We start from the raw sequence: 15,394 nt of genomic DNA on the forward strand, positions 1-15,394 counted from the left end.
GGAACTCCGTAAGCGTGTGAGAGCACAGTGGGTCTTCCCGTAACACTGCCACGCACCTCCTCATTCCGAGACACCCTGTCCGAGACGCGAGACAAGGTCGTCCCAGTAGCCGGGCAGCGCCTCCCAGCCGGTCCTGTCCGTGAAGAACACCGAGGCCGCGCCCTGCCAGCGGGCGACCCGCATCGCCTCGTCCAGATGCGTCGGCGGCACGCCGTGGACCAGGTGGCAGAACCGCTCGGCGGGGTACTCCGCGGTCCACTCGGCGACCTGCGACCAGCGGTAGTCCGCCCACGGACCCGCGAAGGTGACGAGCTGGTCGGCGGCCTCGGCGTAGCCGGGGTACGGGTGCGTGCCGATGCCGAGGACGACGTGGGTGCGCGGGGCGAGCGCGCCGAGCGTCGTGGTGACCCGCCGGACCTCCGGCAGCCGGTCGCGGCCGGCGGGGCAGCGGCCGAGGTAGAAGCCGTCGACGCGGTACCACTCCAGGAACCGGTGCGCTTCGGTGATCAACTCGCCGAAGGGGCGGCGGCCGTGGCGCAGGTCGAGCATGCCCAGGGTGCGCACCCGCGCCGACTTCAGCCGGCCCGCGGCCTCCAGGCAGTGCGGGTCGGGGCGGGCGCCGGGCCCGCCGGCGACGTCGAGCACCGTCCAGTGGACGGCGCCCGCGGCGGCGGGCCGGGTCAGCTCGCCCCACTCGACGGGGGCGACGAGGGGGTGCGCGTAGCCGGGGACGGCGAGGCGGAGGGGCGTCTCGGCCGGCTGCGGCGGGAGCTGCCGCCGGCCCTCCGGCGCGGGCGGTACGCCCGGCAGGTCCCGCAGCGCCGCGGCCGCGCCGGGCGGCCTGCCCGGCCCGTCAGGTCTCAGATGCGGCATGCCGCCTCCATCCAGATGTCCGCAAGGCTCTCCTCGATTCCGATCCGGGGCCGCCAGCCCAGGCGGTCCCGCGCCGTCCTGATGTCCGCCTGCTGCCAGGCGCCGCACCCGTCCGGATACGGATACGCCGCGGCGACCGCCGCCGGTTCCGTGCCGGGGCCGCCGTTCGTGCCGTGGCCGGGTCCGTGCGCGGGACCGTGGCCGTGGCCCAGGGGGTGGCCCATGCCGTGCCCCGGGCCGTGGCCGCCGTGCCCGAGGCCGTGTCCTGCGCCCGCGGGCTGCGGGATCCGGCCGGTCAGCGTGGTGTCGTACTCGTGCAACTGGCCGCCGTACCCCGCGATCCGCGCCAGCGCCGCCGCCGCGTCCCGCAGCCGCACCGCGCGCCCGCCGCCGATGTTCACCACGCCCTGCGCCGCCGACAGCGACGCGGCGTGCACCGCCCGCGCCACGTCCCGTACGTCCACGAAGTCCCGCTGCGCGCCGAGTCCGCCGAGCTTCAGCTCGCCGTCGCCCTGCTGCATCGCCCGCCGCAGCGCCTCCGCCAGCCGGCCGAGCGGTGAACCCGCCGGGGTGCCGGGACCCGCGGGCGAGAACACCCGCAGCACGATGGCGTCGAGCCCGGACCCGAGCACCAGCTCGGTCGCGGCGAGCTTGCTCACGCCGTACGGGCCGCCGGGGCGCGGCAGCGCGTCCTCGGCCGTCGACGAGCCGGCCGGCGAGGGACCGTACTCCGAGGCGCAGCCCACGTGCACCAGCCGCGCGGAGCAACTGCTGCGCCGCATGGCCTCGCAGAGGGTGGCGACGGCGACGGTGTTGTGCCGGGTCAGGTCGCGGGCGCTGCCGCGGGTGGTGCCGGCGCAGTTGACGACGACGCCCGGGTGCACGGCGTCGAGGAACCGGGTCAGCGCGCCGGGGCTGCCGGACGACAGGTCGAACCGCACGTCGGCGTCGTCGCCGCGGCCGAGCGCGGTGAGCTGCACGGCGGGGTCGGCGAGCAGGCGGTCGGCGACGTAGCGGCCGACGAAGCCGGTGCCGCCGATGAGCAACACCCTCATCGCGCACCCCCGTCGTCCGGGGAGGGCGTGGCCAGTGGTGGTGCGGTCATCTCGTTGTGCTCCTTGCGATGAGCGGAGGCTCGGGTGAGTGCGCGGCCGGCGTACGCCAGCAGCGCGAGCGCGGCGGCGCCGCAGGCGACCGCAGGCACGGCGGCCATACGGAAGCCGGCGGAGCCGGCGACCAGCAGCTCGACCGGACGGCCGAGCACGGCAAGCCCGGGAACCCGGGCGGCCAGGACCAGCAGCAGCGCCGTGACCTGCGCGGCGCAGGCGGCGGCGAGGCCGTACGCGGCGGCCCGGGGGAAGCCGTGCACGGCGAGCAGCCGGGCGAGGAAGAGCAGCGCGCCGAGGGCGCAGGCGGCGGCGGGGACGGCGGGCCGGCGGGTGGCCCCGTCGAAGAGCGGTCCTGCGGCCACGGCGGCGAGTTGCAGCGCGCCGAGGACGGCCAGCACGGCGGCGACGGCGGCGGCGAGCAGCGGGCGGACCCGGGCGCGGAACTCGGCCAGATCACGGCTCTCCCGCAGGCCGCCGCGGGCGCGGGCGGCGAACCACCGGGCCACGGCCGCGGCGGGCAGCACGGCGGCGGTGAGCGCGGCGAGGGCGGCGGCGGTGGCGTACGGCACGACGGGCGTGCGGGTGACGCCGGTGGCGCCGCCGAGCAGTTCGCCGAGGAACCAGTCCCCGTAGACCGCGTACGCCAGCAGCCACCCCACGGCGAGCCCGGCCGCGGGCGGCAGCCCGGCCCCGACCCGCAGCGGGCCCCGCTGCGACCCGAGCACCAGCGCGACCACGGCCCAGGCGACGCCGGCGGCGGTCAGCGCCACCTGCGCCCGGCCGTGCAGCCCGGCGGCGCCGAGCACGAGCAACCCGCCGCCGAGCGGCAGGAGATGGGCGAGCGGGGCGAGGGGCGTACGGGACTGGGGGCCGCCCGGCGGCGGGGGCCCGGCGCCGGGGCGCCGGGTCCGTACGTACATCTCCTCGGCGAGGGAGAACACATCCCGGTGCCGGTAGCGCACGGCGGTCCGGTCGGTGACGCCGTGCGCCTCCAGACCGGCGGCGATCTCCAGCGGATCGACGGCCCGCCGGCACAGCTCCCGGTGCCGGTGCATGAGCCCCCGCACGGGATCGGCGGACCCGCGCCGCGGCCGGACGGCCGGGGCCGCGGTGGGCGAGGACCCGACGGCGGGAGCGGCACCGGGGCGAGCCGGCTGAGCGGTGCGCGGCGGGCCCGGGTGACCGACGGCCGCGGCGACAGCGCCGTAGGAGGCCGCCTGCCCGCCTGGCGCGGCAGTCTCCGGCGCCGCGGCTTGCGCCGCCCCCGCGCCGGGGGAACCCGCCTCGCCTTCGGCGGGCGGGGGGTGGAGGGACGTTACGGCGGGGGGTTCCGGGCGCGGGCCGAAAGCTTCCTCCAGCGCTTCCGCCAGGTCTTCCGCCGGCGTGGGCGGCGCCGGCTCCCGCATCTGCGGCTCACGCGTCCGGGGCTCCGGGGCCGCTCTCGGGCCGTCCGTCATCGGTCGGCCCCCTCAAGCACGGGGCCCGCACCCGCCCGGTCGGCGTCCGGCGCCGGCGCGGCCGCCAGATACGCCTCCGGAGGGTGCGCGAAGGGATGCGGGGTGGCGCGGGCCGGGCCGTGGGAGGCCAGCTCCAGGTAGATGGAGCCGAACGCGTCCACGTTCTGCTCCGCCGTGAACAGCTCCACCGCGCGCGCCCGCGCCGCCGCGCCCAGCCGCGCGCGGCGCGCCGGGTCGCGGAGCAGCGCCAGACAGGCGTCCGCGAGCGCCCGCGGGTTCCGCGGCGGGACCACGAGGCCCGTGCCGCCGATGACCTCCCGGACCGCGCCGACGTCGGTCGACACCGTCGCCCGGCCGCAGAGCATCGCCTCGACCAGGCCCACGGGGAAGCCCGCCACCACGCTGGAGAGCACCGTCACCCCGCCCGCCGCGTACGCCGCCGCCCGGTCCGGCAGCGCCGGGTCGCCGATCTCCTCGAACGACACCGGGCTTGCGCCCACCGCGTGCGCGTCGGCCGCCTCGTCGGGAAAGAGCTGGGCGGCCAGCGCGCGGCAGTGGTCGCGGTAGCCCGCATGGGCGGCGGCCGGGGGGCCCGTCTCCGCCACGACGAGGTGGGCTGCCGGCTCCTCCCTGCGGATCTCCGCGAACGCGTGCAGCAGCGCGATGAGGTCGCCGGCCGGCTCTATCCGTCCGGCCCAGACCAGGGTGCTGTCGTCCCCGGCCGCCGGCGGTTCCGCCACCTCGGCGAACCGTGCCGCGTCCATGCCCGGGTACACCGTCCGCAGCCTGTGCCCCTCCGCGCCCAGGCGCAGCGCCCAGCGCCGCGCGTGCGCGTTGCCCGGGGTCACGAGCGCCGCCATGGCGTACGCCTCGGCCGCCAGCCGGCGGTGGAAGGCCGCCACCAGCGTCCGTACGGTCACGGTGCCGCCGGCGTACGCCCCCCAGCCGCTCTCCAGGTAGTGCCGGCGCAGCCGCACCCCGTACTCCGTGACCAGCAGCGGCGTGCCGAAGAACCGGTGTGCGAGCAGCCCCGGCAGCGCCGCGGGGCCGCCGGACAGGGCGTGGCACAGGTCGGCCCCGGCCAGCCCGGCGCCGCCGTCCCCGTCTCCGTACCACCCGGCGCCCAACGGCCGCAGCGCCCGGTCCAGATGCGCGGCGACCGCGAGCAACTCCACGACGCGCGCCCCCTGCACCACCGGATGTGCGCCCGGCGCCCGGCAGGCCCGTTCCAGGATCCGCACCGCCTGCTCCTCGCGCAGCGCGCGCCCCGGCCCGCCCGCGTCCCTGGCCAGCTCCGCCAGCCCGTAGAGACCGGAAGCGAAACGGTCCTGCCCGGACTCCCGCCCCGTGACCTCCCCGGCGCCCCCGGCCGCCAGCGCGCCCGCCAACTCCGCGAAGTGCTCGGCGAAGCGCCGCCGTTCGGCGCGCCCGTAGCGGCGCTCGCCGGGCGCCGGGCGCCACAACGGCGCGACGTGCACCGCCCGCACCTGCGGCGGCAGCGGTACGAGCCCCGACGCCTCCTGCGCCGCATCGACCGCAAACGCGAAAACGTCGAACTCATGGTGCGCAAGCCCGCGTACGAGCCGGTCGCACCACCCCGGCGACTCGCCCGCGGCGAACGGGAATCCGCCCTCCGCGAGAAGGCCGATGCGCAACGAGAACACCCCCGAAACTGCTGTGGCTCCATCCGGTGGGAGGACGGTACGCACGCGGCGGGGCAGCGCGATGGACGGTTGTCCGTCGCACCACCGGAAGGGGTGAATACCCGTGACTATTCGGGGTGTGGGGCGTTTTGCCCGCTCCCGTCACCCGCCGGGGGTCAGTCGCGCGGGTACGGCCAGGCGTTGGGCTTGCAGGTGGCGCCGTCCGTCGACAGGTACTTCGTCTGCTGCATCATCACCGGCGCCAGCGCACCGTCCTGCTCGCAGCCGACGTGCCCGTGCCCGAGCCGGTGGCCCACCTCGTGGTTGATGAGCATCTGCCGGTACGCGTGGATGTCGTCGCCGTAGGTCTTCGAACCCTGCGCCCACCGGAAGGCGTTGATCATCACGCGCTCGGTGGCGGCGGAGTCGCAGGACACGTCCTCGTCGCTGGTGTCGAGCCCCGACTTGGCGCACCACTCGTCGGTGGTCCCCGGGCTGGCCAGGGTGATGACGAACACGGACTCGTCGTCCCGGCCCACCCGCTCGAAGGTGCGGTCGCCCTGGCCGCCCCAACTGCGCTCGTCGTTGAGCGTCTTGTGCACGGCGGCCGCGAACAGCTCGCCGTCGAGCGGCAGTCCCTCCTCGACGTCCACGCGGTAGGTGACGACCTCGCCGCGGCCGGGCGCCTTGTCGCGGCCGGGGACGGTGGTGAGCTTGCCGGAGCCGGTGAGGTTGCGGCTGAGGGGGTACGTGGCCGCCATCTTCCCGGTGTACGTGGCGGGCACGGCCCGCGCGTCCTCGTCGGCGTCCGGTCCTTCCGGGTCCTCCGCGCCCGCCGGGTCGTCGCGGTCGCCGGAGCGGGAGGCGGCGTCGTCGGCGCCGGCGCGCTGCTTGCGCTCGTCGGACGCGGCGGCGTCGGCGCGCTTGGCGCGGCCGTCGGAGACCTGGCCGGCGATGGCGGCGGCGAGCGCGCACGTCACGACGGCGGCGGCGACACCGGTGGCGACCCGGCCGCGGTTGGTGGGGCGCTGCCGGCGGCGGCGGTGGCCGCCGCCCGTGGAGTGCAGGGCGGTCGCGGTGCCGTCGGGCGGTTCCTCGTCGCCGGGCGGTGGCCAGCCGAAGTCGTCGGGGGCGGGGGCGGGACCCGGCACGTCACCGTGGCGGCGCGCGGCGGGCTCTGCGGCGTGGCCGGGCCCCGGCCCGTCGAAGGCGTCGAGGTAGTCCTGCCGTACGGGCGTGGGCGTGGCGGCGACGGTGGCGGCGACGGGCCCGCGCCCGGGCTGCTCGTACGGCGGGACACCCCAACCGCCGCCGGGCTCATGGTGCTCGGGGTGACCGAGGGGGCGCTCGCCGGTGTCGTCCACGGGGGCCGTGCGGCCACGGGGCGGGCGCGGCATCCCGTGCACGGGCGGCGGCCCCCCGGGCCCGGCCACGCGCCGCATCGACCCGGTGTCGGCGACCCGCGGCGTCGGCCCGGTGTCCGAGACGCGGGGAATCGGGCCGGTGCCGGAGACCCGGGGCACCGGCCCGGTCCCGGCGGCGCGCGGCACGGGGCCCGTATCGGAGACCCGCGGAATCGGTCCGGTCCCGGAGCCCCGCGGGATCGGCCCCGTCCCGCCGGCCCGCGGGATCGGCCCCGTAGCGGAGACCCGCGGCACCGGACCCGTGTCGCCGAACCGCGGCATCGCGCCCGTACCCGAGACCGTGCGCCCGTCCCCCGGCACCCGCGGCACAGGACCCGTGTCGGAGACCCGCCGCACCGGACCCGTGTCCGTCACCCGCGGGATCGGGCCTGTGTCGCTGATCCGCGGGATCGGCCCCGTGTCGCCCCGCCGCGGCAGCGGCGGCCGCGGCCCCGACCCGGACGCCGGCCCGGACCCCGACCGGGTCCCGCCGCCGTCCCGCGCCTGCTTCTTGCCCTTGCCGGACGCGCTGTGCCTGCCCACCGTGTGTGTCAGCTCCCGCCGGGGCTCGCGTCTGCGATCCCTGTCTCGTACTCGTCCAACATCTCGGTGAACGCCCTGGCCACCACTTCCGGGTACTCCATCATGGCCACGTGCCCGGCCGCAGGCAGGGCCAGCAACCGTGAGTTGCGGAACGCGGCCTTCGCCCGCCGCGCCATCCTGAACGATACGAGTTGGTCGCGCCCTCCGTAGATGAGCAGCGTAGGGGCCAGCACCCGCTCGGCCAGCCGCCACAGTGAATGCTGCCCGCCCAGGGTGTACGCGCCGACGACCCCGCGCGCCGACCGCTCCAGCGCGTCCCAGTGGTACGGCAGCCGCATGCGCTTGGCGTACTCGCGCGCGTGCTCCGCGAACCCCTCCGGGCTGACCCGGCCCGGGTCGCCGTAGCAGAGGCCCAGCACCGCGCGGGTGCGCTGCTCCGCGGTCCAGTCCCGGGTCAGCCGGGCGAAGAGTGCGGTGACGCCGGGCACGGCGAGCAGCGCGGTGGGCATCGCGGTGCGCTGCGGCCGCAGTTCGGGCAGTGCAGGGGAGACGAGGGTGAGGGTGCGCACCAGGTCGGGTCGGAGGGCCGCGACGCGGGTGACGATGGTGCCGCCCAGCGAGTTGCCGAAGAGGTGTACGGGGCCGCGACCGGCCGCGTCGAGGCAGCGGATGACGGCGCGGGCGTGGCCGGAGAGGGAGTAGTCGCCGTCGTCGGGGGGCGGTGAGTCGCCGAAGCCGGGCAGGTCGACGGCGTCGCCGTCGACGCGGGCGGCGAGCAGGGGGCCGAGTCCGGCCCAGTTCAGCGCGGAGCCGCCGAGCCCGTGCACGTACACCGCGGGCGGCAGTCCCGCGCACGCCGGCGGGTGGCCGCGGACGGCGACGGTGAGTCCGGGGAGCGTCACCTGCCGTCGCTCGACGCCGCCCCGGCCTTCGGGAGGAGGGGGCGGCACGGTCCCGGGCGAGCCGTTCGCCGGGAATGCTTCGTCGCCCGCCAGAGAGCGCTCTGTCGACGGCATGGGGGCAATGTTACGAGACAGTCACGCAGTGGTTCATGTGTTCGCCATCACAAGCCGCCTCGCGGCCGAAAGCACCCTCTCTTACGCTCGTATGGAGGACGTATGGAGGACATCGCCCGAAACTGTGCCCGAAGTCCGGGTGACGAACGACGCGGACAGGAGACGACGCCATGGCTGTCGACCCGCAGGATTCGGACACCTTCGACGAGCCCGCCCGCCGCACCGGGCCGGACGGGAGCGCGGACGCCCCCGCGGAACGGGACGCCGAGGCCCCGGAGGCGGACGTCGCGGAGCAGCGCGCCGAGGTGGAGCAGGGCGACGAGGACGTCACGCCGGGCGAGCGCCACGGCGACGACGTGAACCCCGCCGACGCCGCCGAGCAGGCCCGCGTCGTCGAAGGGGGCGAGGACGAATACCGGTGACGTGCTCTGTATTGCCCTGGTTCGCCCCGGGTCAGGGGCGATGAAATTTCGCGCAGCGACGGAGCGCCGGACGATTACCCGCACGTACGATGGCACCTGCGGTCGGCCCGCCGGACAGGCCCGGCGTCCCGGGGGCGATCATCTCAGGAACCAGGAGGCGCAGTGACAGCCATGGAGCAGGCCGAGACGCGTCCACGCAGTACGAGGCTCCCCCGCCGCGCGCGCCGCAACCAGCTCCTCGGTGCGGCCCAGGAGGTCTTCGTCGCCCAGGGGTACCACTCCGCCGCCATGGATGACATCGCGGACCGCGCCGGCGTCAGCAAGCCGGTGCTCTACCAGCACTTCCCCGGCAAGTTGGAGCTGTACCTCGCCCTGCTCGACCAGCACTGCGACGCGCTGCTCAAGGCGGTGCGCGCGGCGCTCGCGTCCACGGCGGACAACAAGCAGCGCGTCGCCGCCACGATGGACGCGTACTACGCCTTCGTCGAGGACGAGGGCGGCGCCTTCCGGCTGGTCTTCGAGTCCGATCTGACCAACGAGCCCGCGGTGCGCGAGCGCGTCGACCGGGTCAGCCTGGACTGCGCGCAGGCGGTCAGCGAGGTCATCGCCGAGGACACCGACCTGCCGGTCGAGCAGGCGATGCTGCTCGCGGTGGGGCTGTGCGGCATGGCGCAGATCACCGCGCGCTACTGGCTGGGCTCCGGCCGGTCCATCCCGCGCGACGACGCCGCCCGCCTGATCGCCTCGCTCTCCTGGCGCGGCATCGCCGGCTTCCCGATGCACGGGGGCCCGGACCAGCCGTAGCCGTGGCCCGCGGACACGTCCCGTAGCGGTGTTCGCTGCGGGCGTGCAGGCATCGGTCCCGCGGGATGTGCACGCCGGGTTAGTGTGCACTCGTACATCCAACTGACCGAAAGGGATCAGGCCGTGGAGGTCAAGATCGGCGTGCAGCACGCCCCCCGAGAGATCAGCCTGGAGAGCGGGCAGTCCGCCGAAGAGATCGAGAGCGCGGTGGCGGACGCGCTCGGCGGCAAGTCGGAGGTGCTGACCCTGGTCGACGACCGCGGCCGGAAGATCCTCGTGCCGTCGGGCCGTATCGCCTACGTGGAGATCGGCGCGCCCACCGCGCGCAAGGTGGGCTTCGGCGCCCTCTGAGGGCGGATCCCCCGCTCGCACAGCTCGTCCGGCCCCCCGGTGTCCGACACCGGGGGGCCGTCGTTTGCCCGCGAATCCATGCGGGTAGATCCGGAGCGTCCGGTTCACCCCAGCAGTGGGGCCCAACGAAGGGCGGGCGCGAGATGATGATCCTGGCAGCCGTACTTTCCGCAGTCATCGGCCTGGCGATTGCCCTGGCCGCACTCTCCCGCTATCCGGATCGGTTCCGGCACCGGAACCTGACGCTGGCCACGGGACCCGGGGCCGCCGTGCTCGGCGCCGCCCTGGCCCACACGGTGCTGGGCGCGGGGAACCTGCCGATCGTCCTGCCGGTCGCCGGAGCCTTCTCGGCGGCGATGCTGTCGCTGCTGGTCAAGAACCGGGAGCGGAGCCGCCCCGCGGCGGCGTACCTGGCGGGCCGCCCGGTGCGCTGAGCGGCCCTACCCGTACCAACCCTTGAACCGGAGAGACCCACGCGCGCCCGGGCGGACCGCCCGGGCGCCGCGCTATGCGGAGAGACCCAGCGCCGCCATCCGCTTGGTGTGCGCCTCGGTGATACGCGAGAACATCCGCCCCACCTCCGCCAGGTCGAACCCGTCGGCGACGCCGCCCACGAGCATCATCGACAGCGCGTCCCGCTCCGCCACCACCCGCTGCGCCTGGCTCAGCGCCTCGCCCATCAGCCGCCGCGCCCAGAGCGCCAGCCGGCCGCCCAGCCGGGGGTCGGCCTCGATCGCGCTGCGGACCTTCCCGACGGCAAAGGTGGCGTGCCCGGTGTCGTCCAGCACGCTCAGCACCAGGCCGCGGGTGTCCGAGTCCAGCCGGACCGCGACCTCGCGGTAGAAGTCGCTGGCGATCGAGTCGCCGACGTACGCCTTGACCAGGCCCTCCAGCCAGTCGGACGGCGCCGTCTGGCGGTGGAACTCGTTCAGCGCGGCGGCGAACGGCTCCATTGCCCGCGCCGGGTCCTCGTCGATCTCGGCCAGCCGGTCCCGCAGCCGCTCGAAGTGGTGGAACTCGGCGGCGGCCATCGCCGCCAGCTCCGCCTTGTCCTCCACGCCGGGCGCCAGCTTCGCGTCCTCCGCCAGCCGCTCGAAGGCGGCCAGCTCGCCGTAGGCGAGGGCGCCGAGCAGGTCCACGACCGCGGCCCGGTACTGCGGGTCGGCGGCGGCCTGCGCCCAGTCCTCGGCGGCTACGCCGGATGCGGCGGTGTCGGCGGCGGCGCCGGTTTCGCCGGTGTCCTGGGGGGCGGCCTCGTCGGCAGGGGGAGTGTCCATAGGAGCGGAATATAGCGGCCCGCAGGGGGCTGGGAAGAGCCTGGTCAGCCCGTGGACTATGAGACATCGCACAACACGGCTGCACGATTTTAGGTAGAGTGGTATAGCACTCGCCGGTCACGGCGGGTCCCCCACGCCGCGGGCGTGAGCCCGGAGGCGCGTGGGAAGCATGTATTGAAGGATGCCCGGTCGGTGGCCCGATCGGCTCCGACCCCGACCGCTCTCAGCGGAGCCCGTGCGGCCTGTCCCGCCGTACGCACACCGCCGGAGGGAATTCTCGCGGCTTGAGCGCGCGAGTGACGGAAGAAGTGGTCCCGCGCCACCCGCGCGGTACGACCCCCGTCCCCCGCCGCTCGCCGCGACCGACAGAAGAGGCAAGCATCCTGTCCACGTTTCGAGACCTGGGGATCCTCCCCGAGACTGCTGAGGCCCTGGAGGCCGTGGGAATCACCACTCCTTTCCCCATTCAGGAGATGACCCTTCCCGTGGCCCTCGCCGGCACCGACGTGATCGGCCAGGCCAAGACCGGTACCGGTAAGACGCTCGGCTTCGGCCTTCCCCTGCTGGAGAAGGTCGTCGTCCCCGCCGACGTCGAGAACGGTCGCGCCGGCACCGGCGCCCTGACGGACGCCCCGCAGGCGCTCGTCGTCGTCCCCACCCGCGAGCTGTGCGTCCAGGTCACCAACGACCTGCTGACCGCCGGCAAGGTCCGTAACGTCCGCGCGCTGTCGATCTACGGCGGCCGGGCGTACGAGCCCCAGCTAGAGGCGCTGAAGAAGGGCGTCGACGTCGTCGTCGGCACCCCCGGCCGCCTCCTCGACCTCGCAGGCCAGCGCAAGCTGGACCTGTCGAAGATCAAGGTGCTGGTGCTCGACGAGGCCGACGAGATGCTGGACCTCGGCTTCCTGCCGGACGTCGAGAAGATCATCCAGCAGTTGCCCGCCAAGCGGCAGACGATGCTGTTCTCGGCCACCATGCCGGGGCAGGTCATCGGCCTCGCCCGGCGCTACATGTCGCAGCCCACCCACATCCGCGCCACCGCGCCCGACGACGAGGGCGCGACCGTCGCCGCCGTCGAGCAGCACGCATTCCGGGCGCACTCCATGGACAAGCCGGAGATGCTGGCGCGCATCCTCCAGGCCGAGGGCCGCGGGCTGACCATGATCTTCTGCCGTACGAAGCGCACGTGCGCGGACGTCGCGGAGCAGTTGACCCGGCGCGGGTTCGCCGCCGGGTCGGTCCACGGCGACCTGGGCCAGGGCGCGCGCGAGCAGGCGCTGCGGGCGTTCCGCAACGGCAAGGTCGACGTGCTGGTCTGCACGGACGTGGCGGCGCGCGGCATCGACGTCGCCGGCATCACGCACGTGATCAACTACCAGACGCCGGAAGACGAGAAAACGTACCTGCACCGCATCGGCCGCACCGCCCGCGCAGGCGCGTCCGGCACGGCGGTCACACTGGTCGACTGGGACGAGATCACGCGCTGGCACCTGATCAACAAGGCGCTGGAGCTCGACCTGGAGAACCCCGAGGAGACGTACTCCACCTCCCCGCACCTGTACGAGTCGCTGAGTATCCCGGAGGGTACGAAGGGCGTGCTGCCGCGCGCCGAGCGCACCCGCGCGGGGCTCGGCGCCGAGGAGCTGGAAGACCTGGGCGAGACGGGCGGCGGCCGCCGCGGCGCGGGCTCGCGCCGGCCGGCCACCGAGGAGCACCCGAAGCGGACCCGTACGCAGCGGCAGCGCCGCCGCACGCGGAGCGGCCGCCCGGTGGCGGCCGAGGCCGCCGAAGGCGCCGGGGCCGCAGCCGAGCCGCGGGAGACCGCGGCGGAGCCGGCCGCGGCCGCGGCGGACGCCGCATCCCGCAAGCCGCGCCGCCGCCGTCGCCGCACCCGCAGCGGCAACGCGGGCACGGCTGCGGCGGAGTAGCAGCACAACAGCACCCTTCGGGCCCGGGACGTACGTCACGACGTACGCCCCGGGCCCGCGGCCTGCCACGAGCGGTGGCGCTACGCGCCAGGGGCCGCCGCTGCCAGGAACGGCTGCCGCCACGGCACCGCGCCCCGCCAAGACCGGCAGTGCGGCCAAGCCGCTGCGGCCAGAAGCCATCCGCCGAAACGGCGCTTCCAGGCACCACGACGCCGGCGCCCCGCCGCCAACCGCGCGGGGCCCGGCCCGGAGCCGCCCCTGGCCCGTGGCCATCCGCCGAGGCGGCGGTCGCAGGCGCCACGGCCGCGGTGCCCCGACGTCGGGATCCCTCCGCGATCGCCGAGCTCCTGCCGACGACCGCCGGACGCCCTGCCGGTGCCGACGGTGCCTCCGCCCCCGCCGCGCCGCGAAGCCCCTGCCGCCCGGTGGCCGCGGGCCCGCGGCCGGCGCCTCGGCCCGGCCGCACCTCCGCGCCCCCGCGGAGCGGGGTGGGTGTCCCGGGGGGTGCGGCCGCGGTTAGGGTCGGGGGATGAGCAAGCCGCCGTTCGTTGCGTTGCCGGGCGGGGTCGAGGCCCTGCGGGTCGACACTCCGCGGGGGGCGTTCGCCGCGCTGCGGGCCGGGCGGCCCGTCCACGGGACCGCGCTCCTGCTGCCCGGGTTCACCGGCAGCAAGGAGGACTTCATCGCCCTCCTCGGACCCCTCGCCGCCGCCGGCTTCCGCGTGCTCGCCGTCGACGGCCGGGGGCAGTACGAGACCGAGGGCCCCGCCGACGAGGACGCGTACGCGCAGGACGAACTCGCGCAGGACCTCCTCGCCCTCGCCACCGCGCTCACCGCCCCCGACGACCCTCCGCTGCACCTCCTCGGGCACTCCCTCGGCGGCCACATCGCCCGCGCCGCCGCCCTCCGGGCGCCCGGCGCCTTCGCCTCGCTGACCCTGATGAGCTGCGGCCCCGGCGTCGTCTGCGACGAGCAGCAGTCCCGCGCGAAGCTCCTCGGCGACGCCCTGGCCACGTACGACATGGAGACCGTCTGGCAGGCCATGCGCGCCTTCGACCCGCCCGAGGCCGCCGACGCCCGCACCCCCGCCGACGTGGACGACTTCCTGCACCGCCGCTGGCTCGGTACCAGCCCCGCCCAGCTCATGGCCACCGCCAGGCAACTGCGCGAGGAGCCCGACAGGACCGCGGAGCTGGCCGGCCTGCCGCTGCCCGTGCACGTGCTCACCGGCGCCTCCGACTACGTGTGGCCCGTATCGCAGATGGACGACATGGCGCGGCGGCTGCGCGCCCACCGCACCGTCGTCGAAGGTGCCGACCACTCCCCCAACGTCGACCGCCCGGCCGAGACCGCCGCCGCACTCGCCGCGTTCTGGTCGGCCGACCGGTAGTGGCACAGAGAACCTCAACCGTGGTTGAGGTCGAGTTACGCTGGCGGACATGACGCACCACCTCTCCCCGCGGGCCAGGGAAGCCACCATCGGCGAGCTGTCCGACCGCAGCGGAGTCCCCCAGTCCGCGCTGCGCTTCTACGAGCGCCAGGGCCTGATCAGCAGCCGCCGCACCACCGGCAACCAGCGCCGCTTCTCCCGGGACACCCTGCGCAGGGTCGCGTTCATCCGCGCCTCGCAGCGCGTGGGGATCCCGCTGGCGGCCATCCGCGAGGCGCTCGCGGTGCTGCCCGAGGGACGTACGCCCACCCGCGCCGACTGGGCGCAGTTGTCGGAGGGCTGGCGCAAGGACCTCAACACCCATATCCGCCGGCTGGAGCGGCTGCGCGACAACCTCACCGAGTGCATCGGCTGCGGCTGCCTGTCGCTCGACAAGTGCGCGCTGGCCAACACCGACGACCGGCTGGGCGAGCGCGGTCCCGGCGCCCGCGGCCTCGGGGTGTGACGAGGCGGTACGCGCTCACGCCTGCTGGATGAACTCCGTGACGCCGTTGGCGATCTGCTGCACCGCGATCGTCGCCAGCAGCATCCCGGCCAGCCGCGAGACCAGCACGACGCCGCCTTCCTTGATGACCCGGATGATCAGCAGCGAATAGCGCATCGTCACCCACAGCACGAGGTGGATGGCGACGATCGCCGCCCACACCGCCAGTTCCTGGCGCACCCCGTGCGCGTCCTGCACCGCCAGGATCACGGTCACGATCGCCCCGGGTCCGGCGAGCAGCGGCATGCCCAGCGGTACGAGGGCGGCGTTGACGTCCTTGGTCTGGGTGGGCTCCTCGGCCTTGCCGGTGAGCAGGTCGAGGGAGATCAGCAGGAGCAGCAGCCCGCCCGCGACCATCAGCGCCGGTACGGAGACGTGCAGGTAGTCGAGGATCTGCTGCCCGCCGACGGCGAAGACCGCGATCACCCCGAAGGCCACGGCCGCCGCCTGCATGGCCATCTTGCGCTGCAGCTTGAGCGGCCGGCCCGAGGTGAGCGCGAGAAAGATCGGCGTGGTGCCGGGCGGGTCCATGATCACGAACAGCGTGACGAAGACCGAGCCGAAGAGGGCGAGATCGAACACGCCAGGAGCTTAAGGCGTCCCGTACGAAACGGGCCCCGGCGGGCAGCGTCGC

Annotated in this window: 15 protein-coding genes; 7 read left to right on the forward strand and 8 right to left on the reverse strand. The window is 75.4% G+C overall.

Annotated elements, in window-relative coordinates; translation table 11 throughout:
* Positions 1–60: 60 nt before the first annotated feature.
* From CXR04_RS11330 to CXR04_RS11355, 6 genes are all read right to left on the reverse strand, one after another.
* Entirely contained in the window at positions 61–873 is an 813-nt protein-coding gene (locus CXR04_RS11330; protein WP_101421718.1) for a spherulation-specific family 4 protein, read from the reverse strand.
* Positions 861–1,928 (reverse strand): NAD-dependent epimerase/dehydratase family protein, encoded by a 1,068-nt coding sequence (locus CXR04_RS11335; RefSeq protein ID WP_101421719.1) that lies wholly within the window; start codon positions 1,926–1,928, stop codon positions 861–863. Before CXR04_RS11335 ends, CXR04_RS11330 begins: the two co-directional genes overlap by 13 nt.
* Complete coding sequence (locus CXR04_RS11340; protein ID WP_101421720.1) at positions 1,925–3,439, reverse strand: hypothetical protein; 1,515 nt, start codon at positions 3,437–3,439, stop codon at positions 1,925–1,927. The genes CXR04_RS11335 and CXR04_RS11340 overlap by 4 nt, the downstream gene beginning before the upstream one ends.
* Complete coding sequence (locus CXR04_RS11345) at positions 3,436–5,103, reverse strand: DUF3492 domain-containing protein (protein WP_101421721.1); 1,668 nt, start codon at positions 5,101–5,103, stop codon at positions 3,436–3,438. The genes CXR04_RS11340 and CXR04_RS11345 overlap by 4 nt, the downstream gene beginning before the upstream one ends.
* Before the next feature lie 155 nt (positions 5,104–5,258).
* Positions 5,259–6,659, reverse strand: a complete 1,401-nt coding sequence (locus CXR04_RS11350) for a DUF3152 domain-containing protein (RefSeq protein WP_101426316.1) — start codon at positions 6,657–6,659, stop codon at positions 5,259–5,261.
* Positions 6,660–7,036: 377 nt separating this feature from the next.
* Complete coding sequence (locus CXR04_RS11355) at positions 7,037–8,044, reverse strand: alpha/beta fold hydrolase (protein WP_234380175.1); 1,008 nt, start codon at positions 8,042–8,044, stop codon at positions 7,037–7,039.
* A 170-nt stretch (positions 8,045–8,214) separates the two neighbouring features.
* Here CXR04_RS11355 and CXR04_RS11360 point away from each other — a divergent pair, with 170 nt between their 5' ends.
* From CXR04_RS11360 to CXR04_RS11375, 4 genes are all read left to right on the forward strand, one after another.
* Entirely contained in the window at positions 8,215–8,466 is a 252-nt protein-coding gene (locus tag CXR04_RS11360; protein WP_101421723.1) for a hypothetical protein, read from the forward strand.
* Between the two features lie 162 nt (positions 8,467–8,628).
* The gene (locus tag CXR04_RS11365) at positions 8,629–9,270 is read left to right on the forward strand and encodes a TetR/AcrR family transcriptional regulator (RefSeq protein ID WP_101421724.1); all 642 of its coding nucleotides are present in this window, start codon (positions 8,629–8,631) and stop codon (positions 9,268–9,270) included.
* A gap of 123 nt (positions 9,271–9,393) precedes the next feature.
* Entirely contained in the window at positions 9,394–9,621 is a 228-nt protein-coding gene (locus tag CXR04_RS11370; protein ID WP_018834999.1) for a DUF3107 domain-containing protein, read from the forward strand.
* Between the two features lie 143 nt (positions 9,622–9,764).
* Entirely contained in the window at positions 9,765–10,055 is a 291-nt protein-coding gene (locus CXR04_RS11375; RefSeq protein ID WP_442802368.1) for a hypothetical protein, read from the forward strand.
* A gap of 72 nt (positions 10,056–10,127) precedes the next feature.
* On the opposite strand, the gene CXR04_RS11380 is transcribed toward CXR04_RS11375, so the two are convergent.
* Positions 10,128–10,898 carry a ferritin-like fold-containing protein gene (locus CXR04_RS11380; RefSeq protein ID WP_101421725.1) on the reverse strand — a complete coding sequence of 257 codons (771 nt, stop codon included), beginning with the start codon at positions 10,896–10,898 and terminating at the stop codon, positions 10,128–10,130.
* Between the two features lie 473 nt (positions 10,899–11,371).
* On the opposite strand from CXR04_RS11380, the gene CXR04_RS11385 reads away from it, so the two are divergent.
* The 3 genes from CXR04_RS11385 (at position 11,372) to soxR (ending at position 14,721) form a co-directional block, all read left to right on the forward strand.
* Positions 11,372–12,826 carry a DEAD/DEAH box helicase gene (locus CXR04_RS11385; RefSeq protein WP_234380176.1) on the forward strand — a complete coding sequence of 485 codons (1,455 nt, stop codon included), beginning with the start codon at positions 11,372–11,374 and terminating at the stop codon, positions 12,824–12,826.
* 529 nt (positions 12,827–13,355) lie between these two features.
* Positions 13,356–14,216, forward strand: a complete 861-nt coding sequence (locus CXR04_RS11390) for an alpha/beta fold hydrolase (protein ID WP_101421727.1) — start codon at positions 13,356–13,358, stop codon at positions 14,214–14,216.
* Between the two features lie 49 nt (positions 14,217–14,265).
* Positions 14,266–14,721 (forward strand): redox-sensitive transcriptional activator SoxR, encoded by a 456-nt coding sequence (soxR, locus tag CXR04_RS11395; RefSeq protein WP_101421728.1) that lies wholly within the window; start codon positions 14,266–14,268, stop codon positions 14,719–14,721.
* Positions 14,722–14,736: 15 nt separating this feature from the next.
* Here soxR and CXR04_RS11400 read toward each other — a convergent pair whose 3' ends face one another.
* Positions 14,737–15,342, reverse strand: a complete 606-nt coding sequence (locus CXR04_RS11400) for a MarC family protein (protein ID WP_101421729.1) — start codon at positions 15,340–15,342, stop codon at positions 14,737–14,739.
* Positions 15,343–15,394: the final 52 nt, after the last annotated feature.

This window comes from Streptomyces sp. CMB-StM0423 (assembly GCF_002847285.1).
Taxonomy (GTDB): Bacteria; Actinomycetota; Actinomycetes; order Streptomycetales; family Streptomycetaceae; genus Streptomyces.

What these genes read in the sequence shown, in the direction of transcription:
- CXR04_RS11330 (WP_101421718.1), bottom strand. Translation starts at nt 873, where the DNA reads ATGCCGCATCTGAGACCTGACGGGCCGGGCAGGCCGCCCGGCGCGGCC.
- CXR04_RS11335 (WP_101421719.1), bottom strand. Translation starts at nt 1,928, where the DNA reads ATGAGGGTGTTGCTCATCGGCGGCACCGGCTTCGTCGGCCGCTACGTC.
- CXR04_RS11340 (WP_101421720.1), bottom strand. Translation starts at nt 3,439, where the DNA reads ATGACGGACGGCCCGAGAGCGGCCCCGGAGCCCCGGACGCGTGAGCCG.
- CXR04_RS11355 (WP_234380175.1), bottom strand. Translation starts at nt 8,044, where the DNA reads ATGCCGTCGACAGAGCGCTCTCTGGCGGGCGACGAAGCATTCCCGGCG.
- CXR04_RS11360 (WP_101421723.1), top strand. Translation starts at nt 8,215, where the DNA reads ATGGCTGTCGACCCGCAGGATTCGGACACCTTCGACGAGCCCGCCCGC.
- CXR04_RS11375 (WP_442802368.1), top strand. Translation starts at nt 9,765, where the DNA reads ATGATGATCCTGGCAGCCGTACTTTCCGCAGTCATCGGCCTGGCGATT.
- CXR04_RS11380 (WP_101421725.1), bottom strand. Translation starts at nt 10,898, where the DNA reads ATGGACACTCCCCCTGCCGACGAGGCCGCCCCCCAGGACACCGGCGAA.
- CXR04_RS11385 (WP_234380176.1), top strand. Translation starts at nt 11,372, where the DNA reads ATGACCCTTCCCGTGGCCCTCGCCGGCACCGACGTGATCGGCCAGGCC.
- CXR04_RS11390 (WP_101421727.1), top strand. Translation starts at nt 13,356, where the DNA reads ATGAGCAAGCCGCCGTTCGTTGCGTTGCCGGGCGGGGTCGAGGCCCTG.
- soxR (WP_101421728.1), top strand. Translation starts at nt 14,266, where the DNA reads ATGACGCACCACCTCTCCCCGCGGGCCAGGGAAGCCACCATCGGCGAG.